Annotated in this window: 23 protein-coding genes; 3 read left to right on the top strand and 20 right to left on the bottom strand. The window is 56.5% G+C overall.

Annotated elements, in window-relative coordinates:
- Positions 1-25: 25 nt before the first annotated feature.
- Positions 26-565: a DUF2058 domain-containing protein gene (locus SERAS12_RS20720; protein WP_013814417.1), complete on the bottom strand. Its 540-nt coding sequence runs from the start codon at positions 563-565 to the stop codon at positions 26-28.
- Positions 566-836: 271 nt separating this feature from the next.
- The gene (mscS, locus tag SERAS12_RS20725; protein WP_013814418.1) at positions 837-1703 is read right to left on the bottom strand and encodes a small-conductance mechanosensitive channel MscS; all 867 of its coding nucleotides are present in this window, start codon (positions 1701-1703) and stop codon (positions 837-839) included.
- A 216-nt stretch (positions 1704-1919) separates the two neighbouring features.
- Between mscS and SERAS12_RS20730 the strand changes: the two genes are divergently transcribed.
- Complete coding sequence (locus SERAS12_RS20730; RefSeq protein WP_013814419.1) at positions 1920-2588, top strand: DUF1345 domain-containing protein; 669 nt, start codon at positions 1920-1922, stop codon at positions 2586-2588.
- Between the two features lie 52 nt (positions 2589-2640).
- Here SERAS12_RS20730 and fbaA read toward each other — a convergent pair whose 3' ends face one another.
- The 8 genes from fbaA to SERAS12_RS20775 form a co-directional block, all read right to left on the bottom strand.
- Complete coding sequence (fbaA, locus tag SERAS12_RS20735) at positions 2641-3720, bottom strand: class II fructose-bisphosphate aldolase (RefSeq protein ID WP_013814420.1); 1080 nt, start codon at positions 3718-3720, stop codon at positions 2641-2643.
- Between the two features lie 116 nt (positions 3721-3836).
- A complete protein-coding gene (gene pgk / locus SERAS12_RS20740; RefSeq protein WP_013814421.1) occupies positions 3837-4997 on the bottom strand; it encodes a phosphoglycerate kinase in 1161 nt (386 codons plus the stop codon).
- Positions 4998-5069: 72 nt separating this feature from the next.
- A complete protein-coding gene (gene epd, locus SERAS12_RS20745; RefSeq protein ID WP_013814422.1) occupies positions 5070-6086 on the bottom strand; it encodes an erythrose-4-phosphate dehydrogenase in 1017 nt (338 codons plus the stop codon).
- A 399-nt stretch (positions 6087-6485) separates the two neighbouring features.
- Positions 6486-7556, bottom strand: a complete 1071-nt coding sequence (locus tag SERAS12_RS20755; RefSeq protein WP_013814423.1) for an ABC transporter ATP-binding protein — start codon at positions 7554-7556, stop codon at positions 6486-6488.
- The gene (locus tag SERAS12_RS20760; RefSeq protein ID WP_013814424.1) at positions 7549-9318 is read right to left on the bottom strand and encodes an iron ABC transporter permease; all 1770 of its coding nucleotides are present in this window, start codon (positions 9316-9318) and stop codon (positions 7549-7551) included. The genes SERAS12_RS20755 and SERAS12_RS20760 overlap by 8 nt, the downstream gene beginning before the upstream one ends.
- Positions 9319-9396: 78 nt before the next feature.
- Positions 9397-10485 (bottom strand): ABC transporter substrate-binding protein, encoded by a 1089-nt coding sequence (locus SERAS12_RS20765; protein ID WP_013814425.1) that lies wholly within the window; start codon positions 10483-10485, stop codon positions 9397-9399.
- A 228-nt stretch (positions 10486-10713) separates the two neighbouring features.
- Positions 10714-11319, bottom strand: a complete 606-nt coding sequence (locus SERAS12_RS20770) for a histidine phosphatase family protein (protein ID WP_013814426.1) — start codon at positions 11317-11319, stop codon at positions 10714-10716.
- 24 nt (positions 11320-11343) lie between these two features.
- Positions 11344-12843 (bottom strand): DASS family sodium-coupled anion symporter, encoded by a 1500-nt coding sequence (locus tag SERAS12_RS20775; protein WP_013814427.1) that lies wholly within the window; start codon positions 12841-12843, stop codon positions 11344-11346.
- A gap of 108 nt (positions 12844-12951) precedes the next feature.
- Here SERAS12_RS20775 and SERAS12_RS20780 point away from each other — a divergent pair, with 108 nt between their 5' ends.
- Positions 12952-13845 (top strand): LysR family transcriptional regulator, encoded by an 894-nt coding sequence (locus SERAS12_RS20780; RefSeq protein ID WP_013814428.1) that lies wholly within the window; start codon positions 12952-12954, stop codon positions 13843-13845.
- A gap of 173 nt (positions 13846-14018) precedes the next feature.
- Here SERAS12_RS20780 and tkt read toward each other — a convergent pair whose 3' ends face one another.
- The gene (gene tkt / locus SERAS12_RS20785) at positions 14019-16013 is read right to left on the bottom strand and encodes a transketolase (protein ID WP_013814429.1); all 1995 of its coding nucleotides are present in this window, start codon (positions 16011-16013) and stop codon (positions 14019-14021) included.
- A gap of 239 nt (positions 16014-16252) precedes the next feature.
- Between tkt and SERAS12_RS20790 the strand changes: the two genes are divergently transcribed.
- Complete coding sequence (locus SERAS12_RS20790) at positions 16253-17005, top strand: M48 family metallopeptidase (RefSeq protein WP_004947785.1); 753 nt, start codon at positions 16253-16255, stop codon at positions 17003-17005.
- 38 nt (positions 17006-17043) lie between these two features.
- Here SERAS12_RS20790 and SERAS12_RS20795 read toward each other — a convergent pair whose 3' ends face one another.
- From SERAS12_RS20795 to SERAS12_RS20835, 9 genes are read right to left on the bottom strand one after another with little or no spacing between them, the layout of a single operon-like run.
- On the bottom strand, positions 17044-18684 hold the full coding sequence (locus tag SERAS12_RS20795; protein WP_013814430.1) for a thiamine pyrophosphate-binding protein: 1641 nt from the start codon (positions 18682-18684) through the stop codon (positions 17044-17046).
- A gap of 51 nt (positions 18685-18735) precedes the next feature.
- Positions 18736-20205, bottom strand: coding sequence for an aldehyde dehydrogenase (locus SERAS12_RS20800; protein ID WP_013814431.1), 1470 nt, complete (start codon positions 20203-20205; stop codon positions 18736-18738).
- Positions 20206-20221: 16 nt separating this feature from the next.
- Positions 20222-21016 (bottom strand): aspartate dehydrogenase, encoded by a 795-nt coding sequence (locus tag SERAS12_RS20805; RefSeq protein WP_004947791.1) that lies wholly within the window; start codon positions 21014-21016, stop codon positions 20222-20224.
- Between the two features lie 17 nt (positions 21017-21033).
- Positions 21034-21828, bottom strand: a complete 795-nt coding sequence (locus SERAS12_RS20810) for an SDR family oxidoreductase (protein WP_013814432.1) — start codon at positions 21826-21828, stop codon at positions 21034-21036.
- Complete coding sequence (locus tag SERAS12_RS20815) at positions 21825-22643, bottom strand: alpha/beta fold hydrolase (protein WP_013814433.1); 819 nt, start codon at positions 22641-22643, stop codon at positions 21825-21827. The genes SERAS12_RS20810 and SERAS12_RS20815 overlap by 4 nt, the downstream gene beginning before the upstream one ends.
- Positions 22643-23167, bottom strand: a complete 525-nt coding sequence (locus SERAS12_RS20820) for a cupin domain-containing protein (protein WP_013814434.1) — start codon at positions 23165-23167, stop codon at positions 22643-22645. The genes SERAS12_RS20815 and SERAS12_RS20820 overlap by 1 nt, the downstream gene beginning before the upstream one ends.
- A gap of 29 nt (positions 23168-23196) precedes the next feature.
- Positions 23197-24459 carry an MFS transporter gene (locus tag SERAS12_RS20825; RefSeq protein ID WP_013814435.1) on the bottom strand — a complete coding sequence of 421 codons (1263 nt, stop codon included), beginning with the start codon at positions 24457-24459 and terminating at the stop codon, positions 23197-23199.
- 23 nt (positions 24460-24482) lie between these two features.
- Positions 24483-25694, bottom strand: a complete 1212-nt coding sequence (locus SERAS12_RS20830; protein ID WP_013814436.1) for an NAD(P)/FAD-dependent oxidoreductase — start codon at positions 25692-25694, stop codon at positions 24483-24485.
- Positions 25691-26632: a VOC family protein gene (locus SERAS12_RS20835; protein WP_013814437.1), complete on the bottom strand. Its 942-nt coding sequence runs from the start codon at positions 26630-26632 to the stop codon at positions 25691-25693. Before SERAS12_RS20835 ends, SERAS12_RS20830 begins: the two co-directional genes overlap by 4 nt.
- Positions 26633-26649 lie beyond the last annotated feature (17 nt).

Below are 26649 nucleotides of genomic sequence, written 5' to 3' on the forward strand. Positions count from 1 at the left end.
TGCATAAGCCTCGGTAAAACGTTAATTACCACATCAAATCATCGGGCACTTTAAAATCGGCATACGGATCTTCTTCATCTTGCTCTTCCTGACTAAGCGCACTATTTAATACAATGCTGTTCGCATCTCGCTGCGCAATTTTATCAGCTACGCTCGCGGGGATAATCACGTATTCATTCTCCTCACGGTTATCAATAACCAAACGAGCAATGGCGAGACGACCACTAATCAGCTGAGCTTGGGTAAGCTTATCCACAACGACTTTTTTAATTACATTATTATCTGTGAAGTTAAACCCAATATCGCCTTTTGCAAGGTCGATTCTGTTCATTTCAATGAGCTGCTTCACCTGAGCTTTATACTCTTTAGATAAAGCCGCTTGTTTTTGTTGTTCGCTTAGCTGTTTATCACGCTCAAGTTGCGCTTTTTTATTTTCCTCCACCGCCTCTCTTGCCTCACGAGCCTGCACCCGTGATTTTTTAGCGGTTTTTTGGACTTTGGCCATTTTTTTGCTGGTCACTAGTCCAGCTTTCAGCATCTGCTCTTGTAAGGTGAGTTTTGTCATTTTCGTTTCTAAACCCGTTGAATAATTTGTGAGATTATACCTGTAATTTTCGAGGCTGTACCAGAGGCTGGCGTGGCCTGCTGTTCCTCCGCGCCTGGTACCGGTATGGGTGGGCTCAGCCGCCCTCTTCCTGCTCTACCGGCTCAGCGTGTACCGCCGGGTACCCGCGTCTGGATTAGCGTTGCCAAACTGATAAAACGAAAAGCCGAGGCTGCCTCTCAGGGAGATAACCTCGGCCAGCAATAAAAAAGGGGCCTGGGCCCCTTCTCGCTTATTCCGCTTTAGCGGCGGCTTGCTCGGTGCGATAGAGATGCACGTCCATCTGCGGGAACGGAATGCCGATGTTGTTGGCATCCAGTGCGCGCTTGAAGTTTTCCATCAGATCGAAGTACACGTTCCAGTACTCCGCGTTGGTGGTCCAGGAACGGGTCACGAAGTTCAGCGAAGACGGTGCCATTTCGTTCAGACGCACGGTCACGCCCTTGGCATGCATAATGCGTTTGTCGGCCGCTATCACATCGCCCAGCACCTTTTTCACCACGTCGATGTCGGCGTTATAGGCCACGCCCACCACGATATCCACACGGCGATTCGGCTCGCGGGAGTAGTTGATGATGTTGCCGGCAATGATTTTGCCGTTCGGCACCACGATGGTTTTGTTGTCTGCGGTACGCAGAGTGGTGGAAAAAATTTGCACCTGATCGACAGTGCCGGCCACGCCGCCCAGATCAACATACTCGCCCACGCGCAGCGGACGGAAGATCACCAGCAGCACGCCGGCGGCAAAGTTGGACAGCGAACCCTGCAATGCCAGACCTACGGCCAAACCGGCGGCACCCAGCACGGCGATCACCGAAGTGGTCTGCACGCCAATGCGCCCCAGCACTGCAATAAAGGTAAACGCCAGCACGCCATAACGCACGATCGCAGACAGGAAATCCGCTACCGTGGCGTCAATGCCGCGCAGCTTCATCACGCGGTTTAATGCGTTGCCTATCACTCGGGCAATAATCGAACCGATAATCAGGATAACGATAGCGGCGACGATGTTCACCGCGTACTGGATCAGCAGATCCTGGTTCTTCACCAGCCAGTTACCGGCGCCGTTGATGCCATCCACTACATTCAAATCTTTCATTCGTGTCGTCCTAACTTTGTCCCTAAGGGGATAAACTCGCAAAAATATACTGACATCAATCGCCAGTTGGAAACCACCGCCTTAGGTTAACCAACATTCGCCCAGCATCCAACCGCAAGCGCTAAAAATAACCGAAACAGCATTCTGTTTAAGGCCATTTCCTCTATGCTAAACAAAGCGCTATCCCCATAAAGTTAACCAGGAACCCCATCCGTTATGTACATTCCTTCGTCGATTAAACACTACTGGCAGGTTCGGCCGAGGCTGCTGCTTTCGGTGGGGGCCGGCATTCTGTGCTACCTGCTGCTACCGGCTCAGCTTTCTGAACTGCAACGCCTGATGATCGGCTGGAACGTGCTGGCCTGGCTCTACCTGCTGTTTCTCTGGCGCTTGATGCTGGTGAGCACGCCACAGCACATCCGTCAGATCGCCCGTTTGCAGGATGAGAGCGCCAGTATGGTGTTGGCGCTGGTCAGCATCGGTTGCCTGGTAAGCATTCTGTCTATCATGTTTGAACTGGGCACGGCCAAGCAGGTCAGTGACTCGCTGAAAACGCTGCATCTGACGCTGACCGGCGCCACGTTGGTGGTGTCCTGGCTGCTGCTACCGACCGCCTTCACCATGCATTACGCCCACCAGTTTTACCGTAAGGGCGCGCAGCAGGATCCGCTGCCGCTGGTGTTTCCCGGCAATCTTGCCGAACCGACCTATCTGGACTTCGCCTACTTCTCATTCACCATCGCGGTAGCGTCGCAAACCGCCGACGTGGCGGTCGGCGCGGCGGAAGTGCGCAAAATCACCCTGCTGCAATCGGTCATCTCTTTCGTGTTCAATATGGTGATCCTGGGGCTGTCGATTAACGTCGGCGCCGGCCTGTTAAGCTAAAACGAAAAAGGCTCCCCGAAGGGAGCCTTTATGGCAAAACAGCTAACCGAGATTACAGAACGTCTACTGCGTTCAGATCTTTGAAAGCCTGTTCCAGACGAGTAATCATCGAAGTCTGGGCTGCACGCAGCCATACGCGCGGATCGTAGTATTTCTTGTTCGGCTGGTCGGCGCCTTTCGGGTTGCCCAACTGGCCCTGCAAGTAACCTTCGTTCGCCTTGTAGTACTGCAGGATACCGTCCCAGGTTGCCCATTGGGTGTCGGTATCGATGTTCATTTTGATCACGCCGTAGCCTACGGACTCTTTGATCTCTGCGTCGGTAGAACCGGAGCCGCCGTGGAACACGAAGTTCAGGCTGTTGTGCGGCAGGTTGAATTTCTTGGACACGTAGTCCTGAGAATCACGCAGGATGGTCGGGGTCAGTTTAACGTTGCCTGGCTTGTAAACGCCATGCACGTTACCGAAGGACGCCGCGATGGTGAAGCGTGGGCTGATGGCGTTCAGTTTTTCGTACGCGTAAGCCACGTCTTCCGGTTGGGTGTACAGAGCAGATGCGTCCATATGGCTGTTGTCCACGCCATCTTCTTCACCGCCGGTGCAGCCCAGTTCGATTTCCAGAGTCATACCCAGCTTCGCCATGCGAGTCAGGTACTTGCCGCAAATCTCGATGTTTTCTTCCAGAGACTCTTCAGACAGGTCGATCATGTGAGAAGAGAACAGTGGTTTGCCGGTAGCGGCGAAGTGCTTCTCGCCCGCGTCCAGCAGGCCGTCCAGCCATGGCAGCAGTTTCTTCGCACAGTGGTCGGTGTGCAGAATAACCGGCACGCCGTAATGCTCAGCCAACTGGTGAACATGATGTGCACCAGAAATCGCGCCCAGAATCGCTGCGCCCTGCGGAACGTCAGTCTTCACGCCTTTGCCGGCGATAAACGCGGCACCGCCGTTGGAGAACTGAACGATAACCGGAGCACGTACCTTCGCGGCTGTTTCCAGCACGGCGTTGATGGAGTCGGTACCCACGCAGTTCACTGCTGGCAGCGCAAAGTTGTTCTCTTTAGCTACTGCGAATACTTTCTGAACGTCATCACCAGTGATGACACCCGGTTTTACGAAATCAAAAATTTTAGACATGTTACTTTGTCCTGTTTCGTCGGCCGTAGATGGATGTAAATCGATTTTTTCATGCCGCGCCGCCTTGGCCGCGCGGTATAAAACAAACGGGCGGCTTTCGCCTCCCGTTGTCTGAATTACTGCTTAGCGCGCTCTTCCAGCATCACTACCGCCGGCAATGATTTACCTTCCACGAACTCCAGGAAGGCGCCGCCGCCGGTTGAGATGTAGGAAATCTTGTCAGCAATACCGAACATGTCGATTGCAGCCAGAGTGTCGCCACCGCCTGCGATGGAGAAGGCTTCGCTGTCTGCGATAGCGTTCGCAACGATTTCGGTACCACGACGGAAGTTAGGGAATTCGAAGACGCCAACCGGGCCATTCCACAGAATGGTTTTGGCGTTTTTCAACAGCGCTGCCATTGCATAAGCAGTTTCGTCGCCGAAGTCCATAATCTCTTCGTTATCAGCGATGTCTGAAACATTTTTCACCGTTGCTACGGCAGTTTCAGAGAACTCTGTGCCCACGCGTGAATCGGTTGGAACTGGAATGCCGTACTGATCGCGCAGATCTTTTGCCGCAGCAACGAAGTCTGGCTCGTACAGTGATTTGCCCACGTTGTTTTCGATAGCAACGAAGGTGTTTGCAATGCCGCCGCCAACAATCACGGTATCCGCGATTTTCACTAGGGACTGCAGAACGTCGAACTTGGTAGACACTTTAGAGCCGCCAACGATAGCGACCATTGGGCGAGCCGGGTTACCCAGCGCTTTGCCCAGGGCTTCCAGTTCGGCAGACAGCAGCGGGCCTGCACAGGCAACAGGAGCAAACTTGCCCACGCCGTGTGTCGAAGCCTGCGCGCGGTGCGCGGTGCCGAAAGCGTCCATCACGTATACGTCGCACAGCGCCGCGTACTTCTTGGACAGGGTTTCGTCGTCTTTCTTCTCGCCCTTGTTGAAACGAACGTTTTCCAGCACGACCAGCTCACCTTCTGCAACGTCAACGCCTTCCAGGTAGTCTTTGGCCAGACGTACCGGGTTTTTCAGGTGTTCTTTCAGATAGTTTACAACCGGCAGCAGGGAGAATTCTTCATTGTATTCGCCTTCGACAGGACGGCCCAGGTGGGACGTTACCATCACGCGAGCACCTTGTTTCAGCGCAGCTTCAATTGTCGGCAGGGAAGCACGGATACGTGCATCGGAAGTCACTTTACCGTCTTTCACTGGAACGTTCAGATCGGAGCGGATCAGAACGCGTTTACCTGCCAGATCCAGATCGGACATGTTAATTACAGACATGGTGAACCCTCTTGGTTAAATCTCTTTAAAGTTGCCTAAGCGACGCACCGACAAATCGCCGATGCCGCCGTACTAGAAACCGCTGGCGGCCATTGCCCGTGTTGTATCCAACATCCGATTGGCAAAGCCCCATTCATTATCGCACCAAACCAAGGTCTTGATCAGGTGCTGCCCGCTGACCCGGGTCTGCGTACCGTCGACGATAGCGCTATGCGGGTCATGGTTAAAATCAATCGAGACTAATGGTAGTTCCGTGTAGTCGACTATACCACGAAAAGATCCCTGTGCGGCCTTTTGCAACAGCTGGTTGACCTCTGTCACTTTCACCGCCGAACTGACGCTGACGCTGAGATCGATGGCCGTCACGTTGATGGTCGGCACCCGCACGGAAATCGCTTCGAAACGATCGCAAAACTGCGGAAAAATGCGGGTAATCCCGGCGGCCAGCTTGGTGTCGACCGGAATAATCGACTGGCTCGCCGCGCGGGTGCGCCGCAAATCCTGATGATAGGCGTCTATCACCGGCTGATCGTTCATCGACGAGTGAATGGTGGTCACGGTGCCCGATTCAATGCTAAAGGCATCGTCCAGCAGCTTGATCACCGGAATAATGCAGTTGGTGGTGCATGACGCATTGGACACGATACGGTGTTCCGCCAGCAGCGTCTGATGATTGACGCCAAACACGATGGTCGCGTCCAGATCGTTGCCGCCCGGGTGGGCGAACAGGACCTTCTTCGCTCCCGCCGCCAGATGGGCCTCGCCATCAGCCCGGCTGCCGAACACGCCGCTGCAATCCAGCACCACGTCGACACCCAGCTCGCTCCAGGGAAGCAACTCCACCGCTGGCTGATGCAGCAAACGGATACTGTCGTCCCCGACGGTCAGCATGTCGCATTCCTGGCGTACATCCCAGGCAAAGCGGCCATGGCTGGAGTCGTATTTCAACAGGTGGGCCATCCCCTCGGCATTCGCCAGTTCGTTGATCGCCACCACGGAAATTTCCGCTCTACGTCCCGATTCATACAGTGCGCGTAAAACGCTGCGGCCAATGCGGCCAAAGCCGTTTATCGCTATGCGGATGGTCATGCTGCTCCTGAAAAAGGGCCTTCTTTCGCCGGGCGCGTTCACCGGTATCGAGAGGGCACTGGCTGGTTATCTGACTAACCTGCATAGAGTAGTGTATCGCACCGCCTGCTGTGAATCGCCGCGTAACATTATTCCTTTCTGCCGGCGGATCTTCACCGGCGTCACTCGGGCATTTCTGCGAGATACTGCCACAACTGAAACGCTTCAGCCGAGCATAAACCAAAGTTTTGCCAAAAGGAACAGGTGCAGCAAGCCGGGGGGCAACGCGAGAGGGTTTTGCGAGAATAAGATGATCTAGCGCACACTTTTGACTTAAGGCGGCGCCAAAGCCTGACGATGAAACACTCAACTTTTAGCCAGCCGACCGCCCCCTCATCGCAGGGGGCGGTCATGCCGATATTACTCTTTGGGGAAAATCCACAGGTGCTCTGCCGGCAACGATAACCTGCACAGCGCCTGCCCGCGAACCTCGCTGCCATAGGCACGCACCACAAAATCCTCGGCCACCGTGCGGAACAGATATTCCCAACGATCGCCAAGATACATGCTGGTCAGCAGAGGCAGTTCAAGTTGATTGCCCTGCTGATCGTCCCCCAGGCGCACGCGTTCAACACGGATCACCGCCGTCCCCTCTGCGCCGGCTTTTACCCCCGCGCCTGCCATGCCCCACAACGCCCAGTCTTTACCTTCGATGCGTGCTTTACCGTCACTCACCTCAGTAACCTTGCCGTACAGGCGATTATTGCTGCCCATAAACTCGGCGGTAAACAGGGTCGAAGGTGAACCGTACATTTCCTGCGGTGTACCTTGCTGTTCGATTTTCCCGTTGTTGAGCAGCAAAATACGGTCGGAAATCGCCATCGCCTCATTCTGATCGTGGGTCACCATCAACGCCGACAGGCCAAGCTTGATAATCAACTCGCGCAGAAACACCCTCGCCTCTTCACGCAGCTTGGCATCCAGGTTAGACAAGGGTTCATCCAGCAGGATCACCGGCGGGTTGTACACCAGCGCCCGGCCAATCGCCACGCGCTGTTGCTGGCCGCCGGAAAGCTGGTGCGGATGGCGTTTGCCCAACGCCCCCAGCCCAAGCTGATCGAGCACGCCCTGCACCCGCTGGCTAATTTCCGCCGAGGCGACTTTGCGTAATTTCAGCGGGTAGGCAACGTTCTCAAACACGGTTTTATGCGGCCATAACGCGTAAGACTGGAACACCAGCCCGAGGTTGCGCTCTTCAGCCGGGATCTCACTGCGCGAAGCGCCATCGTATACCCTATTGCTGCCGATGATAATGCAGCCCTGCGTCGGCTTTTCCAGCCCGGCGACCGCACGCAGCAACGTGGTTTTGCCACTGCCCGACGGGCCCAGCAGCGAAACCACTTCACCCCGTTTCAACTGCATCGAAACGCCTTTCAGCACCGGATTGTCGCCGTAGGTCAAATGCAGATTATCTACCGAAAGTTCAATCATGTAATTTCACTCCAAAGCGCAGGGCGATACCCAGACCCAACACCACCAACAGGATGTTGATAAAGGAGAGCGCCGCAACGATATCAATGGCGCCCGCCGCCCACAGCGAAACCAGCATCGATCCTATGGTTTCCGTGCCCGGAGAAAGCAGATACACCCCGGTGGAATACTCGCGTTCAAAAATCAGGAACATCAACAGCCACGAACCAATCAGGCCGTAACGCGACAGCGGAATGGTGACGTGTCGGGTGATCTGGCCACGGGTCGCACCGGCGCTACGCGCCGCTTCTTCCAGTTCGGGGCCAACCTGCAACAACGTGGAGGAAATCAGCCGCAGACCGTAGGCCATCCATACCACGGTATAGGCCAGCCAAACGCTGAAGATGGTGCTGCGCAAGGAACGCAACCAGACGATCAGGTTCTCCCGCAACCACTCGACCACCGGCAACGCCGACAGCCAGCCCTCTTTCAGCGATTTATCCAGCCACATCGGCAGGAACAGGAATACCCACAGGAAAGCCAGACCGGCCAGCAGGCCCGGCACCGCTCGCGGCACCAGCACGCTGTAGTCGAGGAAACGGGTCGCGCCATCGGGTTTACGGTGCATGGCGATGCCGATAAACAGGTAGCAAACCACTGCCAGCGCGCCACCGAGCACCCCAATAGCCATTGAGTTGACAATCGCCCGCAGCAGGTTGGGTTGCTGCCAGATGGTGCGGAAAGTATTGAGCGACAGTTCGTCCCAGATGGAAACGCCCACACCCCAATTGGAGATAAAGGCGCGCAATACCACACCCACCAGCGGTACGCCGATGGTGACCGTCAGCCAGAACACCACCACGGCACCGGCGACCCAGCGCCATTTACCCAGCGGCAGCGCGCGAGCCTGCGAAGCCTTGCCTTTGACGGTAACGAAACGGTTGGCGGTGCGCATCAGACGGCGCTGCAACATCACCAACGGAATGGTGATGCAGATCAGCACCACCGCCACCGCCGCCATCAAATGGTAAGACGGCGTACCCAGCTTATTGGTCAGTTGATACAGATAGGTCGCCAGCACCAGGTTGCCTTCCGGGTCGCCCAACACCAGCATCAGGCCAAACACTTCCAGCCCAAGGAAGAACAGCAGCACGCCGGCATAAAGAATGGACGGCCGCACCATCGGCAAACTGACGGCGGTCATCACCTGCAAGGGCGAGGCCCCCGCCGTGCGCGCCGCTTCTTCCACGTCGGAGCCTACGCTGCGCAGCGCCGAAGAAATGTACAGATAGGCGTGGGGCACATGCGTCAGCCCGGCGATGACCACGATGCTGGACATCGAGTAGATATTCCACGGCACGAAGCCCAGCAGCGCCTCCGCCCACAGCGAGAAAAAACCCACCGGCCCGGCGGCCACCACGTAGCCAAACCCCAGCACCATCGGGGAGACAAAGATCGGCACCAGGATCAGCGGCTCAATGAAGCGGCGGCCGGGCAAATCGGTTCTGACCATCAAAAAGGCCAGAATGCCCCCCAGCGGAATGGCGATCACCACCAGCCCGAAAGCCAGAATAAAACCGCTTTTCAGCGCCTTGTAAAAGTCGGGGTCGGTAAAAATAAACTGAAACGCCTCAAGGCTGAACACCTTGGACGGGGAGAAAAAGGGGGCCGAGAGGAAACTTTGAATCACGATAAACGACAGCGGTACATAGATAACCAATGCGGTTATCAACACCACCAAGCCGCGTGGCAGGCTTTGCCACTTTCTACGCCATGCTTCCATAAAATATCCCAATGGTTGTAAACGACGACGACCAAAGGGCGCGCGCCGACGTGGCAGACGCGCGTCCGGATCCGGTTATTATTTTGCCGCGGCGGTACGCCACTGCTTGATATAATCCAGGCGTTTGGCCGGCTGCAGATACTCCAACAGGCTCTCATCCACCGGGATAGGTTTCAGCGCGTTACCAAGCATTTTGGTCATGCCTTCAATGTCGTTCTTGCCTTCGATGTCATTGCGGATGGAAGGAATGTCCGCCTGATTGGCAAGTATGCTTTGACCCTTTTCCGACAGCACGTAGTTAAGCCACAGTTTCGCTGCGTTAGCGTTGGCAGCCTCTTTGCTGATAAAGGACACGCGCGACAGCACCAGCGTGTAATCCTTCGGATAAGAAATACCGAGCGAAGGGTCGGTTTTGGCGCGGGCCTCGGCATAAGAACCCAGAATGTTGAAACCAATCAGGTTCTCACCGGATGACACCCTTTCCATCATGGTACCGGTGGAGGACTGCACCGCCAGGCCGCCTTTGGCTACGTCAGCCAGGGTAGCGAAATAGTGCGGATCGGCCTTGGAGTCCTGTACCGACAACATGAAACCCAGCCCTGACTTTTCGATGTCATAGGTGGTGACTTTCTTTTTGAACTTGTCGGTCTGGCTGGCGATCAATTTTGCCAGTGCGGCGTGTGAATCCGGTACGTCACCCTGCGGGATCAGCCGTTTGTTATAGATGAATACCACCGGCTCATAGGTGGTGCCGTAGGCCTTCTCTTTCCAGACCGCCCATTTCGGCAATTGGCCCTGTTCCGGCGAGGCGTACTCCTGTGCATAGTCAGTCGCCAGTTTCAGCGCGGTGTCCATCGACGAACTCCAGACCACGTCGCCGCTGGTGCCGCCCGCCGCCTGTTCGCTGATGTAGCGGTTGTATAATTCGGTGCTGTTCATGTCGTTGTATTCGACTTTCACGCCCGGATACAGCGCTTCGAACCCCTGAATCAACGGACCGGCAGCTTTGGTGTCGGTAGTGGAATACACCACAACCTTGCCTTCTTTCTTCGCGCCATCGACTATTTTCTGATAGTCAGCCGGATAGCCTGCCGGGAAGTCGGCGTAGGCAGGCGCTGCCCCCAGTACCGCGATCGCAACCACAGACGCACTGATTCTTGTCAACATGATCAACTCCTGGTTACATTTAAGAAACTAAAAATTAACATATAGTTAATCCTCGTTCTTAAGCAACGCCGTTGATTTTTTATCTTCGTGTTTTGTGAGGTTGGGCGTTTTTTGGGCAATAAAAAGCCCGATCTCAGTGCAATACCGGGCGTTTAAAGGATATTGTTCGTCTCATCGACGTCCGTCCGTTACCTATTATTATTTATTAGAATTAATAAACCTGGCAGATTAATCTGCCACATCCATATCAGGAATAAATGAACCTATATTATAGGCTTCGAGTTTTGGCATTTTATTCACGCCATGCTCAAAATTAAAAATAGTAATTGTTCCTGGCGTTGCCGGTAACAACTGCTCTGGAGCCAGATTCAAAAAAACCTTACATGCTGCGCGAATAACGCCACTATGAACAACGGCCAAAATATCACTATCTTCTTCATTCACCCAGAAACTCAGTGCCGAACCTATACGCAGGCAAAAATCAGCCCAGCTTTCTCCGCTTGGCGGCGTATAGCCTCCAGAGCGCCAATTTCTATATTTCTCTGGTGCATACTTAATCAGTTCAGGTTTTCGTAACCCCGTCCACTCCCCCATATTGATTTCTCTTAATTTACTATCGGGAATAGCATCTGGATAACCCACGATGTCTGCAGTTTGTAGCGTTCTTCCCAAGTCAGATGAGACAACACGCCGGGGTGCCAGTAAACGAACGAATTCTTTTATGGATTCAGTCTGTTTAACCCCATTCGTGGATAGGCATGAGTTCGCGTGTCCCTGAAGGCGTGAATCCATGTTCCACAATGTCTCTCCGTGTCTGAGTAAAATAAGTCGCATAGTATTATTCCTTTGTAAAACTCATCACAGCCCGTATCCAAGAATCCGGAGCCAGGTAAAAATAGCCAGTGAGATCAATGATGCGCAAATAAAACAGGTTATTAAACCGTACTTCATTTGATCGAGTACACTGAAGAAACCGGTAGAAAAATAAATTGTATTTACTTTAGAATGAGGTGGCAGCGTAATAGTATATGTGAGTGTAAATGAGGCTGCGAGGGCAAGCGTTACCGGATCCATTCCCAGTGTTTTTGCCAATGCAATTATAGAAGGTATTAATATAGTGGTTCTGACCGTCTTACTGGTGAAAATTAAATGACTGTACATACACATAAACACGACGACAATATAGACAAGATATGCGTTCATGTTTTCAATGCCAAGCCCATAGACCAACTTCCCGATTAACCACTCGGCTCCACCAGTAGACTCCAGTGTATTCCCTGCAGCATAAGCGCCTGCGGCAAATATCATTAAATCCCATTTAATATTAGCTTCAGCCCAACTTAACAAACCTATTCCAGGCATCAAGCAGAGAATGGCGGCAATCACTGCCGTCATATAAACACTTATTTTAAAACCCAACATTTCCTGATGATAGCTTTCCGTCGCCCAAAGGACGACTGCCATCATAAAAATGTACATGGCTTTTCTTTCATTTTTTGTTAATTGACCAAGCTCTACTCTTTCTGCTTTAAGTTTCTCTAATGCTCCAGAAAAATCAACTTCACCTTTAAATGAATAGAGTTTTAATCCAATTAAAAATGAAAGCGTCATTCCAACAATCGCAATGGGGAAAGAGGCAATAAGCCAATCCATGTAGCCAATCGAACCACCGGCCTGAGAATTAATAAAGCCAACCGCAATGATATTTGCAGCAGTCCCCGTCATAACGCCAGAAGTAGCAATGGCATCGGCCTGTACTCCTTGAAGCATCATCACCTTGCCAAAATTGCTTTTCCCTGGTGTGGCCTTGTAAATCTCCAGCAAGATCATACAAATTGGAACCATCAACGTAGCGCGAGCCGTTGTTGAAGGGACAAAGAAAACCAAGCAGAAGTTGATAATGATAAGCACAAAGAGCGCTTTTTTGGGGGTTTGGCCAAACCTTGTAATCATCCATAAAGCAAAACGGCGGGCAATATTTGATTTGATCATCGCGGATGTGAGCACAAACGCAGAAACCATCAACCAAATAACGTCATAGCCGAGTGTAGCGAAGACGACTTTCTCTTTTGCAACCGTGCCTGTTAAGGGAAGTAAAACGATGACAATCATTGATGTCAGATAAATAGGCAAAGACCCACACACCCATAATGTCAAGGCAGCACAAAATATGGCAATCGCCTTTTGCCCCTCCAAACTGAGCCCTTGAGGTGTCTGGATATTCATTATAACCAGTAGGATAAATAACGACGCAGGGATCCCGATTTTTTTTAATGTCAGTTTTTTTTCGGGCTTTCGTGTTGAAGATGGTGCTGGTTTAACAAGTATATCGTTTACCTGCCTGTCAGTCTTTTCCATAACCGAATCCTCTTGATCGTAGGGTAGAGGCGCTCAGTATAGGGTTGTTGAGGCATATTGAAAATTATATTATAATATGGATATCATAAAATAATTTTATGGACTGGTATGAATTTAAATCAAATAGAAGCTTTTTTGGTATTGTCTGAATGCTTAAGCGTGACAGAAACGGCTCAACGTTTGTTTTGCACGCAACCTAGTATCAGCATAAAAATTCGCAAGCTTGAGGAGGATCTGAAAACGGTTCTTTTTGAGAGAGTCAATAATCGTTTATTCCTCACTCCTCAAGGAAAAATATTCAAGCAATATGCCATCCAGATTATTAATTTGATAAAAGCATCAAGAGAGCATGTTAAACAGTTTGATAACCCATTAAATGGCACAATAAAGTTCGGCGCAAGTAATTTTACCGGTGTTTATTTGCTTCCAAAAATAATGGCGATATATAAAAAAGAAGCGCCAACAGTAAATTTGAGCATGGATATCTCTACATCCAGCCAACTTATTCACAAATTAGAATCCCAAGAACTTGAATTTTTAATCATGTCTGACCATATTTATATTGATGCAGGAAAATATAAACTGGATACATTTCTGACAGACCCACTGGTTGTTATTTGCGCACCTTCACATCGATTGGCAAAAATTGGCCATTGTCAGTTTTCAGAAATCGAATCGGAAACTTTTTTAATAAAACCAGAACACTCCGCTACAAGAGACTTTATATTAAGCCGGCTTAAAGAAGAGAATAAAACACTGAGTGATGTTATGGAAATAAGTAGCCTGGAGGGAATTAAACAAGGTGTAATTCATGGGCTTGGTATCTCGATTGTCTCTAAACTTGCAGTTTTACAAGAGATTCGCGCGGGGGTTTTATGTGAGATAAAATTAGACGACATGACTTTCTCAAGAGGAATTCGTTATATTCACCACAAAGATAAATACATTTCTCCAGCCACCAGGAACTTTTTGTCCGTATTGACCAGGCAGTCACACATTTAGGCATGCAAAAACGGGTAATCCCGGACGCCATACAAAACGAAAAAAGCACCGAAAGACTGAGCATTCGGTGCTTTTTATATTATCCGAATTTCCGTTGTTCACTCTATCACGAGAAGATTAAGTAAACGGCATTGCGGTAATTTCAGATCTTTCCTTGGCTTGCGCGATGCCTCTTACTTCAGCAGCGCCTGTGCCCTGGCCACCACGTTGTCCACGGTGAAACCGAACTCTTTGAACAGCTGGTCTGCCGGGGCCGATTCGCCGAAGCTGGTCATGCCCACGATGGCGCCGTTCAGGCCCACATACTTGTACCAGTAATCCGCGATACCCGCTTCCACCGCCACGCGCGCCGAAACTGCCGCCGGCAGCACCGATTCACGGTAGGCAGCATCCTGCTTGTCGAACGCGTCCGTCGACGGCATCGACACCACGCGCACTTTCGTGCCCGCTGCACTCAGCTTGTCTGCCGCTTCCACCGTGATGCCCACTTCCGAACCGGTCGCAATCAAAATCACTTCCGGCGTGCCCGCACAGTCTTTCAGCACGTAGCCGCCGCGGTACACGTTCGCCAGTTGTTCAGCGTTACGCGGCTGCTGGGTCAGGTTCTGGCGTGAGAAAATCAGCGTGGTCGGGCCGTCGTTGCGCTCGATGCCGTACTGCCAGGCAATCGCCGATTCCACCTGGTCACACGGGCGCCAGGTGCTCATGTTCGGGGTCACGCGCAGGCTGGCGATTTGCTCCACCGGCTGGTGCGTCGGGCCGTCTTCGCCCAGACCGATGGAGTCGTGGGTGTAAACGAACACGTTGCGGATTTTCATCAGCGCCGCCATGCGCACCGCGTTACGGGCGTATTCCACGAACATCAGGAAGGTCGCGGAGTACGGCAGGAAACCGCCGTGCAGCGCGATGCCGTTGGTGATGGCGGTCATGCCGAACTCGCGCACGCCGTAGTGAATGTAGTTGCCCGCCAGGTCTTCATTGAGCGGTTTGGAGCCGGACCACATCGTCAGGTTGCTTGGCGCCAGGTCGGCCGAGCCGCCGAGGAATTCCGGCAGTACCTTGCCGAAGGCTTCCAGCGCGTTTTGCGACGCCTTGCGGCTGGCGATGTTGGCCGGGTTGGCCTGCAGCTGCTCGACGAATTTCTGCGCGTCGGCTTTCCAGTTGGCCGGCAGTTCGCCGTTCACGCGGCGGGTGAATTCGGCAGCCAGTTCCGGGAAGGCCTTGGCGTAGGCGGCGAACTTGTCGTTCCAGGCAGACTCTTTGGCCTGGCCGGCTTCTTTGGCGTCCCACTGGGCATAGATGTCCTGCGGGATTTCAAAGGCGGCGTATTTCCAGCCCAGGGCTTCGCGGGTGGCGGCCACTTCGGCGGCGCCCAGCGCAGCGCCGTGCACGTCGTGGGTACCGGCCTTGTTCGGGGAACCGAAACCAATCACGGTTTTGCACATCAGCAGGGACGGCTTGTCGGTGACCTTGTGGGCTTCTTCAATGGCCGCCTTGATGGCGTCCGGGTTGTGGCCGTCGACGTGGCGCACCACGTGCCAGCCGTAGGCTTCGAAGCGCTCGGCGGTGTCGTCGGTGAACCAGCCTTCCACGTGGCCGTCGATGGAGATGCCGTTGTCATCGTAGAACGCGGTCAGTTTGCCGAGCTTGAGGGTACCGGCCAGCGAACAGACTTCGTGGGAGATGCCTTCCATCATGCAACCGTCGCCCATAAAGGCGTAGGTGTGGTGGTCGACGATGTCATGGCCCGGGCGGTTGAACTGCGCGCCCAGGGTACGTTCGGCAATGGCGAACCCGACGGCGTTGGCGATGCCCTGGCCCAGCGGGCCGGTGGTGGTTTCGACGCCAGGGGTGTAGCCGTACTCGGGGTGGCCCGGGGTTTTGGAGTGCAACTGACGGAAGTTTTCCAGCTCGCTCATCGGCAGGTCGTAGCCGGTGAGGTGCAGCAGGCTGTAAATCAACATGGAGCCGTGGCCATTGGACAGCACGAAGCGGTCGCGGTCAGCCCAGTGCGGGTTGGTCGGGTTGTGGTTCATGTAGTCGCGCCACAGGACTTCGGCGATGTCCGCCATGCCCATAGGTGCGCCCGGATGGCCGGAATTTGCTTTTTGGACGGCGTCCATGCTGAGTGCGCGGATGGCGTTGGCAAGCTCTTTACGAGAGGACATGTTTTACTCCAGGTCGGATTAAAAAAATCGGTCAAGTTTTCTATTTTCTCAGACTCAGCATTAAAACGGCAATCCCTAATGCCAAATGAGAGCGAGTTCACAACTTATTAGCACGATCGGACGTTTTTTCGGAATAACACTATTCTCCCGATTGCTGACGTACACTAGTCTCGTGCGACAAGATTTCCCCTAAACTACACTCGCACTATCCCTTGTTACTCTCACAGGAAGATGGCCTTATGAAGATTCGTACCTCTTTGATTGCATTAAGCATTGCCACCTTGGTAAGCGGCTGTCAAAACCTGAATACCGATACGCTGATGCAGTCTGGGGCGCAGGCGTTTCAGGCAGCAACGCTGAGCAATGACGACGTAAAAACCCTGAGTGTTAAATCCTGCGCAGAGATGGACAGCAAGGCACAAATCGCGCCAGCCGACAGCACCTACGCCAAACGTCTGAACAAAATCGCGGCGGCGCTGGGAGATAATATCAACGGCACGCCGGCCAACTACAAGGTTTACGTTACCAAAGACGTGAACGCCTGGGCGATGGCCAACGGCTGTATCCGCGTTTACAGCGGGCTGATGGACATGATGACCGACAACGAAGTGGAAGGCGTGCTGGGCCATGAAATGGGCCACGTGGCGCTGGGCCATACCCGCAAGGCGATGCAGGTCGCTTACGGCACCGTGGCGCTGCGCACTGCGGCATCCTCAACCGGCGGCATCATAGGTTCGCTGTCGCAATCGCAACTGGCGGATGTGGGTGAAAAACTGGTTAACGCCCAGTTCTCGCAGAAACAGGAAAGCGAAGCGGACGATTATTCGTTCGATCTGCTGAAAAAACGCGGGATCGACCCTAACGGCCTGGTGACCAGCTTTGAAAAACTGGCGAAAATGGAAGCCGGTCGTCAAAGCAGCATGTTCGACGATCACCCGGCCTCTGAAGAGCGCGCTCAGCATATCCGCGATCGCATCGCGGCAGGCAAGTAAACCTCAATGCCCGGCGTCCGCCGGGCATTTTTTATCTCTTAATACAATGACTTCTGCGGCGGCCCGGCGAAGGTCAGCGGCCCGATACTGTTCATATCCACCTCCACCACCGACGGCCCCGGATAGTTAATCGCTTCCGCCAGCACGCCCTTGAACTGCGCCGCACTGTCCACCTTCCAGGCCTTCAGCTCCATCGCCTCGGCGACCAGCGTAAACGCCGGGGTATGCAGCTCGTTGTAATACTGGCGGCCGGCAAAGTATTTATCCTGAATGCCGCGCATCACGCCATACCCGCCGTCGTTCATGATAAGCAGCGTGATATTGGCCTGCTCTTGCGCCATCGTCGCCAGTTCTCCCAGCCCCAGCGCCAGCCCGCCGTCGCCCACCAGCCCAACCACCTTGCGCTGCGGGTTAGCAATCGCGGTGCCGATCGCCATCGGCAGGCCCATGCCGATCGCCCCGGCCAACGAGTGAATGTTACACAGCGGCGCCAAAGCGCGGAACAAACGGCTACCCCATACGCTGCCGGACACGGTGATATCACGCACCAACAGCCCATCCTGCGGTAGCGCAGCGGCAATGGCGTCGTTCAGTTTGGCGTATTCTCCCGACTGCTCGCGCAACGCGCTTTCCGCCTGTCGCACCGCAGAGGCGATCTCGGCATCCCAGTCGGCATTCACCTTCTCGCACGGGCTCAACCGGGTGGCCAGCGCGTTAAGCAATGCGGCGCAGTCGCCGTTGATTTGCTCATCGGCCAGATAGTTGCGGTTGCCCGCCGCCGGATCGATATCAATCTGCACCAGCGGGCGCGGCAGCGGCAACGTCCAGGTGCGAGTTTCGTTGCTGCGCAGGCGCGAACCGGCCACCAGCGTCAGATCGCACTGCGTCAGGATCGCCTCAATGCTAGGCGAATTATGGAAAGCACGCAGGCTGCGCGGATGGCTGTCCGGCAGAATGCCGCGTCCGTGGGTGCTGGAGATCACCGCCACCCCGGCGTCGGCCAGCTTGCGCACCGCATCGCCGCAGGCAAGCGCCCCGCCCCCCAGCCACAACAGCGGCCGTTTGGCACTTTTCACCCGCTGATACAGACGTTCTACCGCCTCATCATCCGCCGGCGGCAGCGGCGCGGGCGCTAACGGCCGGCTCAGCACCGAACGGGATACCAGGCTGCTTTGAATATCGATCGGGATCTCTACCGCCACCGGGCCGCAAGGCAGGGTCTGCGCATCCAGGATCGCCCGCTGGATCACCGCCACCGCCTGTTCCGGGGAATTAACCCGGTAAGCGCGCTTGGAACAGGCGCGCAGGAAACCGAGCTGATCGCGGGTTTCATGAATAAACCCGGCATCGGCGTCCAGCCAGGCTTTTTCCACCTGGCCGGTAATGTGCAGCAGCGGCGTGTTGGCGTTTAACGCCTCGATCATCGCACCGACCGCATTGCCGGCCCCTGCACCGGTGCTGGTCAGCGCCACGCCCAGGCCGGAAAAGCGCCCGTGAGCGTCGGCCATGGTGACCGCCCCCGCTTCGCCGCGTGCCGGTACGAAGCGGATTTTTCCGCGCTGCCCCACCGCATCGGCGATCGGCAGATTGTGGATCGAAATGATGCCGTACATCGCCGACACCTCGTATTGCTCCAGCGTCCGGGCTATCGCTTCACCAACCGTTATTTTATCGCTCATCATCTGCCTTCTCATTGTGTTCGTTGTAGGGGTACGCACCGTCGACCAAAGCTAATCGCTCCAGCAGTTCACCTGATGGTTCAGCGCCAGGTACAAGCTTTTCTGCTGCATGTAGGCTTTGATGCCGTGCAGACCCTTTTCGCGGCCCAGACCGCTTTCTTTGAAACCGCCGAAAGGCGTAGAAATAGAAAATGTTTTGTAGGTATTGACCCACACCGTGCCGGTTTCCAATTGCTCCGCCAGCGCCATTGCCCGTGGGAAGTCACGGCTCCAGATCCCGGCCGCCAAGCCGTACACCGAGTCATTGGCCTGTTCGACCAACTGCTGTTCATCGTCGAACGGCAGCGCCACCAGCACCGGGCCAAAAATCTCTTCCTGACAAGCGCGGGCGCTGTTGCTCAACCCGTCGATAATCGTCGGCAGGTAATAGCTGCCGCCCGCCAGCAGCGGATCGGCCGGAGCTTCGCCGCCAATCACGACCCGGCCGCCTTCTTGCTGCGCCAGCGCCACATAATCCGCCACGCTCTGGCGATGCTTGTCGTTAATCAGCGGACCAAGATGCACCCCCGGCGTCAGCGGGTTGCCCACCCGCAATCCCGCCGCCAGTTCACTCAGGCGCGCCAGCAGCGGCTGGTACAACGAACGCTGTACAAACAGCCGCGAACCGGCGATGCACGCCTGCCCGGCTGAGCTGAAAATGCCGTAACAAATCCCGCGCGCCGCCTGTTCCAGATCGGCGTCTTCCAACACGATGGTCGGCGACTTGCCGCCCAGTTCCAGCGAGGTGGGGATCAATTTTTCAGCGGCAATATGCGCCAGATGGCGGCCGGTACTGGTGCCGCCGGTAAAGGAAATCTTTTTCACTAACGGGTGACGCGCCAGCGCTTCACCAATCACCGAGCCTTTGCCCGGCAGTACGCTGAGCAGCCCGGCAGGCAGCCCCGCCTGTTCGAACAACTCCGCCAGTTTTAGCGCCATCAGCGGCGTGGCTTCGGCCGGCTTGAGGATCACCGCATTGCCCGCTGCCAGCGCCGGGGCCACCTTTTGCATTTCACTGGCAATAGGCGAGTTCCACGGCGTGATGGCGGCGATAACGCCCATCGGCTGATACTGGCTCAGGGTCATCACTTCGGCGCTGCGCTGGGTGGGCAGTTCGCCCTCCAGCACTTCGCAGGCGGCGGCGAAATAACGGGCAGTGGCCGCCGCGCTGGCCACCAGGCCACGGGTTTCCGCCAACGGCTTGCCGTTGTCGCGGGTTTGCAACTGCGCCAGCTGTTCCTGCTGCGCCAGAATCAGGTTGCTGACGCGATAGAGGATCGAGGCACGCTGATGCGGCACCAACCCGCGCCACTCGGGGGCGCGCCAGGCGCGTTCCGCCGCTTCCACCGCTTCATTAACATCCTCAACGCTGGCGGCATTAAGCCGCGCATTGATGCTGCCGTCGGCCGGGAATACCGAGGCCATCTCATCGCCCCGGCCTTCGCACCAGCGCCCAGCCACAAAAATCTTTAACTTTTCCATGCTCCGCTCCTGCCGTTCAGGCAATAAAGCCACCGTCGATCAGACGGCGACAGGCTTGTACCGCGCTCAGCGCCGCCAGGGTTGATGTCTTGGGATTGCTCGCCAGCGGGTTGCCGCTCAGCTCAATATGGAACTCACCGAAGCTGCCGCACACCTGCAGCCGGTGAGTATTGCGCCGGGTGTGCGGATCGACCTGCAATCGTACCCGCGTAGCGTCCATGCCCAGCCCGTTCAGCGCGATGGTCGCCGCCACGTTGGCATTGGCCGGAAACAGCCGCGCCGCTTCGCGTGCCGAACCTTCAAAGAACACCCGCGCCTCGCTGACCGTATCGAGATCGATCAGTTTTTCCGCCAGGCTGCCGCGCCAGCTGGCGGGGCTTTTACTGGCCTGATAGGTGACGCTGTCCAGCCCGCCCTCGCGCGCCGACGCCAACCCGTCCATCCCCGCCACTGCACCGGACAGCACGATCACCCTCCCCTGATATTGCCGCCCGGCCTGTTGCAACCTGAGCTGCAGCGCCGCATCTGCCAGCGCACCGGTAGAGATCACCGCCAACGACCATCCGCGTTTCACCACCGCCTCGCCAAACTCCGCCACCGCCTGCTGGCTGGCGCACTCCAGCACCAGATCCGGCTGCCCGGTACAGTGATCCGGGTGCGTCAAAGCCTGCACTTTGCCGTCGAAAGCGCTATTGATAGCCGCATGATGGGCCGCGCGTGCCACAATCCAGCCGACGCAGACGCCCTCCGGCAAGCGGGAAAGCACTTCTTTCGCCATCGCGCCGTAGCCAATCATCATGATGTTCTTCATTTTTCAGCTCCCAGCCATTACAGGTGGCGGTTAAATCCGCCGGAGACGTCGAGCGCCGCGCCGGTGGTAAAGGACGCTAACGGCGAGGCAAGGAACAGCAACGCCCGCGCCGGTTCCTGCGGCTTACCGAGGCGTTTCATCGGAATGCCGCGCCGTTCGGCGATCGCCGCCGTCCATTGCTCCCAGCTTTGATCCTTGTCGCTGCGCTCCTCGAAACGCCGCCGCCACTGACCGGACTCGACCATGCCCAGCAGAATCGAATTAACGCGAATGCCCTTCTCCACCAGCTCTTTCGACAGCGTCAGCGTCAGGTTTAACAGCGCGGCGCGCGCCGCCGAGGTGGCGATCATGTGTTCTTCCGGCTGCAGCGCCAGCAGCGAATTCACGCAGGTGATTGAGGCAATGTCCGAGCGCTCCAGAGCCGGTAGAAACGCCTGCACCGGGTTAATCACGCCGAACAGCTTCAGCTCCGCCTCATGCAGCCAGGCGGCGCGCGGCGTTTGGTCAAAATGGGCGACGAATCCCTGGCCGGCGTTATTGATCAACAGATCAATGCCGCCGAAATGCGCCGTCACCCGTTCGGCGAACTGTGCCACCTGCTGCTCATCGAGCACGTCGCAGCACAGCGCCAGCACTTGCGCCTGCGGGAATTCATTGCGCAGGCTGGCCTCCGCACCAGCCAGTTTGTCCGCATTGCGGCCGCAAAACGCTACCTTCGCCCCTTCCGCCAACAGCAGACGCAGGGTTTCGAAGCCAATGCCCGACGAGCCGCCGGTGACGACCGCGACCCGATCCTCAAGCTGAAAATTCATGGTTGAATTGCTCCCGTAAAATCCTGCAGATAGCGGTTAAACAGCGCCGGCGCCTCCAGATAGCTGGCATGCCCTGCGCCGTCAATCAGGCGCAGCGGCGCGTCATGCCGTTGCGCCAGCCTCGCGGCCGCCTCGGGGGGCGTGATGCGATCTTTATCACCGCACCACACTTCCAGCGGACCGCGATAGCGCGTCAAATAGCGGCCGATATCCTCGTTGGCCAGCATCCAGGCGGCGCTGAGGAAACCCTCAGGATCGAGCTGCTGCATGCCATTGCGCACCCAGGCGATATCCTGTTCCGACGCCTCGTCACTCAGCAGCGCAGCCGCCCGCTGTTCGCCGTAGCCCAGCGGCCCCAGCGTTTCAATCATCTGTTTGCGCTGGCCGTAAACCTGCCGGCGTTTTTCCTCAGGCGCCGTGGCATAGCCCTGTGCGGGGTCCGCCAACACCAGCCCGCACAACCCGTCCGGATAACCTGCGGCATAGGCACTGGCGATCAACGCGCCGAGCGAGTGGCCAACAATCAGCGGCTGCTCCAGTCCCAGCTCAGCCACCAGCGCAGCCAACGCAGCGGCATAGGCGGCAGCGTCCGGCTCGGCGGAGGCCAGCGGCAGGCTGCCGCCATAGCCGGGAGCGTCCCAGGCCAGCAGACGGTGGCCGTCGATCAATCCAGCGTCGTTAAACTGCTTGATCCACGAAGCTGAACCGGAGCTGATACCGTGCAGCAACACCACGGGTCGGCCCTGTCCCGCTTCGCGCCAACTGAGGGAATACCCCCCGCAGCGCCGCTGCTGACGTTGTGCCAGGCCGTTCATCAGTTACGCTTCACTTTGGATAACGGGTGATCGGCCGGGTAGGTCGGCGTTTCCGGTTTGGCCGTGCCAAGCATCACGCACATCAGCGCCTCTTCCTCACCGTGGTTGAACAACCCACGGTAGACACCGGCCGGTACCGAGATCAGATCACGCTCTTTCAGCTTGGTTTCGTAGTATTCCGTGCCGTCCTGGATCATCAGCGTGATGCTGCCTTTCAGCATAAAGAACACCTCTTCCACATCATCGTGCAGATGCAGCGGCCCTTCGCATTTTGACGGCAGCACCATGGTGGAGAAGGTGAAGTTGCCCGCAGGAATGGTGTTGGTGTCGTTAACCACCCCGGTAGCACCGGTGCCGATGTAACGCATCTGCGCACGACGGTATTTCGGGTCGTAGTCGGCCTGGAACTTCAACGCGTTCCAGTCATATTTACGGCCTTCAAAGCGGGCGATACGTGATTCCACCCAATTCTCTATCGACTGTTCCTGCGGCTTGACGCCGGCTTGTTTCTCAACCTGGGACATGTTGTTACTCCTCTATAGCCATAGATAAATCAGTATTTTTTCAGCAACGGCAGCAGGATGATGCAGCCGATGAAAGCCATCACCACCAGGAACAGCAGGCCGTTATCCATGTTGCCGCTGGCGGCGATCAGCGCCCCCATCAGCACCGGCGCCAGCGCGCCGGCAAAATTGCCCAATCCGTTAAAAATACCGCCTGCGGTGGCGCTGACCTTGCTGCTGGTCGCTTTCGCCAGCAGCGCAAAGATGTTCGGTGCGCCGGCGCCCCACATAAAGGTGCTGAAAGCCATCGCGGCAATCACGCTGTAAGTGCCCTGCAGATGCAGTACCACGGCCAGCCCCAGCCCGGCGCCGCACAGTGAGATAAAACAGGCCAGAGCGCGACGATCCAGCTTGTCCGACAGCCAGGCACCGACCACCTCGCCAAGCAGCATGGCGATAAACGGTAATGATGACAGGTAACCGGCGTGTTCCAGATGGATGCCTTTCCCCTTGATCAGGTAGCTGGGCAGCCAGCCGTTCATCCCCCACAGGTAGGTCAGGAAGGCGATGTTAAACAGGCAAATCATCCAGAAATGCGGATTGCGCAAAAGTTCCCGGCGCTGCTGTTTACGCTCTACCGCCACAGGTTGTGCATCGGTTTTGGCCGCCGGGCGCGCCACGTTCAGATGACGCATGCCAAACAGCACCAACAGCATCACCGGCAACGTCAGAAACGCCATAAAGAAGAAGGTGGTTTGCCAATCGAAGGTGTTGAGGATATACAGCGTGACCGGAAAACCGAGTGCAGCCCCCAGCGGCGTGCCAAGCAGCCATAACATGGTCGCTCGCGCCTGCAAGCGCTGTGGGAAAGCCTGGCGGATAATGGCGTACGCCATCGGCAGCAGTGGCCCTTCCGCGATGCCGAGCAGGATGCGCAGCGTCATCATGGTGTGATAAGAACGGGACAACCCCATCAACACCATCAGCACGCCCCACACCACCATCATGCCGATCAGCACCTTAACCGGATTCAGACGGTCGCCAATGCCGCTCAACAGCATGGAAGATATGCCGTAAGAGAACAAAAATGCACTCATCAGCAAGCCGAGCCGAGCCGGATCAAAACTGATGCCCAGCGCCTGCTGGAACTCGCTGTCGGAAAACAGCGCCGCAATGCTGATCTTGTCGAAAAATGCCAGCAGGACGCAGGCGAACAGCGCGATAGGCACCGACCAGCGCACCCGCTGTTGCGGATTTTCGGCAACGGCATCCCCCACCCGTCCAGCGCGGGCGTCAATGTCTTGCGTAGTCATGAAACGCTCCCGAGGTTCGGGCGTTATTTCAACGCCATCAGAGAAAATTCCGCGTCCGCCAACTGCTGCGGCTCCAGCACCCGCCCGCTGGCCAGCCAGCGTTTACCCAGCTTGATGGTGCGGGCGTCGTTAAACGCCACCATCTGCACCAACTGACGGTCGGCGTTGAGCGTAAAGAACACCTGCGACTGCGGCGTGCGGCGCAGCACGTGATGCACCCCGCCGATCGGCACGCCGAGGATCTGAATATTGGTGTCGTATTGATCCGACCACAGCCAGGCCACGTCGTTGTAAGGGGCGGCAAAGGCATCCAGCATCGCGCAAGCGGTGCTGATCGCCTGATTCTGCGCATAGGCCCAGGACTGCAGGCACAGGCCAAGCGTCGGGTGGCGCGCCACATCGCCGGCGGCGAAGATGGCCGGGTGGCTGGTGCGCCCCTGGCCGTCGATCACGATACCGGCGTCAACCTTCAGCCCGGCACTGTGCGCCAGCTCGAGGTTAAGCTCGACGCCGATGCCCACGACCACCAGATCGAAAGCCTGAGGATCGCTGCTTTCACTGCCGATCCACGCAGCGCCGTCGCGATCTTCCAGCGAGATCTCGCCGCAGCCGCAGCGTACCGTTACGCCCTGCTGCTGATGCAGCTCGAGCAACGCCTGTGAAACATCCGCGCCTACACTGCGCATGCATAACGTGGGCTGGCGCTCAAACACCGTCACCTCGGCACCGAGCCGCCGGGCGGAAGCGGCGATCTCAAGCCCAATCCAGCCGCCGCCGACGATCGCCAACTGGCGACACCCTTGCAACGCCTGGCGCAGTTTTGCCGCATCGTCCCAGGAGCGCAGCGTCATCACACGCGGGTGGCTGGCCCAACGGGCGTCCGGCAAGCGTGGCCGACCGCCGGTGGCAATCAACAGTTGATCAAACTGCAACTGCCGCCCGTCGCTAAGCGTGACGATTTGCTGCTGCCCATCAATGGCTTCGGCACGCAACGGGCGACACCAGTCGATGTTCAACCCGGCGACCACCTGCTCGCTGAACAGCCTGCTGAGCGGCGCATTGCCGTCCAGCAACGCCGCCTTGGAAAGCGGCGGGCGTTCGTAAAAATCATAGGGTTCGTCGCTGATCACCGTCAGCCGGCCCGCATAACCCCGATCGCGCAACGTTTTCGCCGCCCAACCGCCGGCCTGCCCGCCGCCGATAATCACGATGCCCGCCTGCACTGGCTGGCTCATAGCGCCTCCGGTTTTTTCTGCTGGCGCCGCGTATCGTGGTCGATACCGCCTTCCACCGCCCACTCGGTGAACGACACCAGTGAGTGCTCCAATTCGCGCGGTTGCCAGTTTTCGGTCAGATAATCGTCGTTGGTGTAGTACTCGAATGCACCGCCGGTCGGGCTGTTGACGTACCAGAAATAGGCCGAGGAAATCGGGTGGCGGCCAGGGCCGATAAAAGTGCTCCACTTCTCTTTGTTCATGGCGATGCCGCCGCCGATCACCTCGTGGATGTCGCGCACGGTAAAGGCCACGTGATTCAGCCCGCGCGGGCGATTAGGCAGTTTCAGCAGGAACAGATTGTGATGGCCGCCGCGCGCCTGGGTCCGCAGGAACACCGCGCGATCGATATAGCGATCCGAGACCTGAAAACCCAGCACTTCACGGTAAAATTTTTCGGTGGCGGCAAGATCCTCGACGAAGAACACCACGTGGCCGATGTTGATCGGCTGCGCCTGCGCATACACCGGGCTGGGCTGATCGATGCGGCGCACGTCGCCCCATTGGTTGATCGGCGATACCGGCAACTCGACATCGCGCTGTTGGCTGACGCTAAAACGCAGCGTCATGCCGTTCGGATCGCGGCACTCCAGCTCTTCCCCCACCTGACGGAAACCCGGCATCTGCGCCAGCAACGGCGCCAGGGCCGCCAATTCGCTCGGGCTGTCGACGCCCCAGGTCATGCGGCGCAGAGTGGAGCCACCCTCGAACGCCGCCGGCAATACTTCGCTCTGCAACGGATGCAGCACCACGCGCGCACCGCTCAGGGTAGTGAATTCGCGCCGGCGTTCCCCCCAATGCTGCTGCGCCGCCTGCAGGCCGAAGTCCTGCATGAACTTTTCGCAAGTTGGCAGATCTTCGACGCCAAATTCCAGTTTTTCGATTCCGATTACGCTCATTATTGTGCCTCACGTTC

Origin of the sequence: Serratia sp. AS12, from assembly GCF_000214195.1 — a bacterium.
In the GTDB taxonomy this organism is placed as follows: Bacteria; Pseudomonadota; Gammaproteobacteria; order Enterobacterales; family Enterobacteriaceae; genus Serratia; species Serratia plymuthica.

Excerpts from the sequence above, each read along its gene's own strand:
- SERAS12_RS20720 (WP_013814417.1), bottom strand. The coding sequence starts at position 565 with ATGACAAAACTCACCTTACAAGAGCAGATGCTGAAAGCTGGACTAGTG.
- mscS (WP_013814418.1), bottom strand. The coding sequence starts at position 1,703 with ATGAAAGATTTGAATGTAGTGGATGGCATCAACGGCGCCGGTAACTGG.
- SERAS12_RS20730 (WP_013814419.1), top strand. The coding sequence starts at position 1,920 with ATGTACATTCCTTCGTCGATTAAACACTACTGGCAGGTTCGGCCGAGG.
- fbaA (WP_013814420.1), bottom strand. The coding sequence starts at position 3,720 with ATGTCTAAAATTTTTGATTTCGTAAAACCGGGTGTCATCACTGGTGAT.
- pgk (WP_013814421.1), bottom strand. The coding sequence starts at position 4,997 with ATGTCTGTAATTAACATGTCCGATCTGGATCTGGCAGGTAAACGCGTT.
- epd (WP_013814422.1), bottom strand. The coding sequence starts at position 6,086 with ATGACCATCCGCATAGCGATAAACGGCTTTGGCCGCATTGGCCGCAGC.
- SERAS12_RS20755 (WP_013814423.1), bottom strand. The coding sequence starts at position 7,556 with ATGATTGAACTTTCGGTAGATAATCTGCATTTGACCTACGGCGACAAT.
- SERAS12_RS20760 (WP_013814424.1), bottom strand. The coding sequence starts at position 9,318 with ATGGAAGCATGGCGTAGAAAGTGGCAAAGCCTGCCACGCGGCTTGGTG.
- SERAS12_RS20765 (WP_013814425.1), bottom strand. The coding sequence starts at position 10,485 with ATGTTGACAAGAATCAGTGCGTCTGTGGTTGCGATCGCGGTACTGGGG.
- SERAS12_RS20770 (WP_013814426.1), bottom strand. The coding sequence starts at position 11,319 with ATGCGACTTATTTTACTCAGACACGGAGAGACATTGTGGAACATGGAT.
- SERAS12_RS20775 (WP_013814427.1), bottom strand. The coding sequence starts at position 12,843 with ATGGAAAAGACTGACAGGCAGGTAAACGATATACTTGTTAAACCAGCA.
- SERAS12_RS20780 (WP_013814428.1), top strand. The coding sequence starts at position 12,952 with ATGAATTTAAATCAAATAGAAGCTTTTTTGGTATTGTCTGAATGCTTA.
- tkt (WP_013814429.1), bottom strand. The coding sequence starts at position 16,013 with ATGTCCTCTCGTAAAGAGCTTGCCAACGCCATCCGCGCACTCAGCATG.
- SERAS12_RS20790 (WP_004947785.1), top strand. The coding sequence starts at position 16,253 with ATGAAGATTCGTACCTCTTTGATTGCATTAAGCATTGCCACCTTGGTA.
- SERAS12_RS20795 (WP_013814430.1), bottom strand. The coding sequence starts at position 18,684 with ATGAGCGATAAAATAACGGTTGGTGAAGCGATAGCCCGGACGCTGGAG.
- SERAS12_RS20800 (WP_013814431.1), bottom strand. The coding sequence starts at position 20,205 with ATGGAAAAGTTAAAGATTTTTGTGGCTGGGCGCTGGTGCGAAGGCCGG.
- SERAS12_RS20805 (WP_004947791.1), bottom strand. The coding sequence starts at position 21,016 with ATGAAGAACATCATGATGATTGGCTACGGCGCGATGGCGAAAGAAGTG.
- SERAS12_RS20810 (WP_013814432.1), bottom strand. The coding sequence starts at position 21,828 with ATGAATTTTCAGCTTGAGGATCGGGTCGCGGTCGTCACCGGCGGCTCG.
- SERAS12_RS20815 (WP_013814433.1), bottom strand. The coding sequence starts at position 22,643 with ATGAACGGCCTGGCACAACGTCAGCAGCGGCGCTGCGGGGGGTATTCC.
- SERAS12_RS20820 (WP_013814434.1), bottom strand. The coding sequence starts at position 23,167 with ATGTCCCAGGTTGAGAAACAAGCCGGCGTCAAGCCGCAGGAACAGTCG.
- SERAS12_RS20825 (WP_013814435.1), bottom strand. The coding sequence starts at position 24,459 with ATGACTACGCAAGACATTGACGCCCGCGCTGGACGGGTGGGGGATGCC.
- SERAS12_RS20830 (WP_013814436.1), bottom strand. The coding sequence starts at position 25,694 with ATGAGCCAGCCAGTGCAGGCGGGCATCGTGATTATCGGCGGCGGGCAG.
- SERAS12_RS20835 (WP_013814437.1), bottom strand. The coding sequence starts at position 26,632 with ATGAGCGTAATCGGAATCGAAAAACTGGAATTTGGCGTCGAAGATCTG.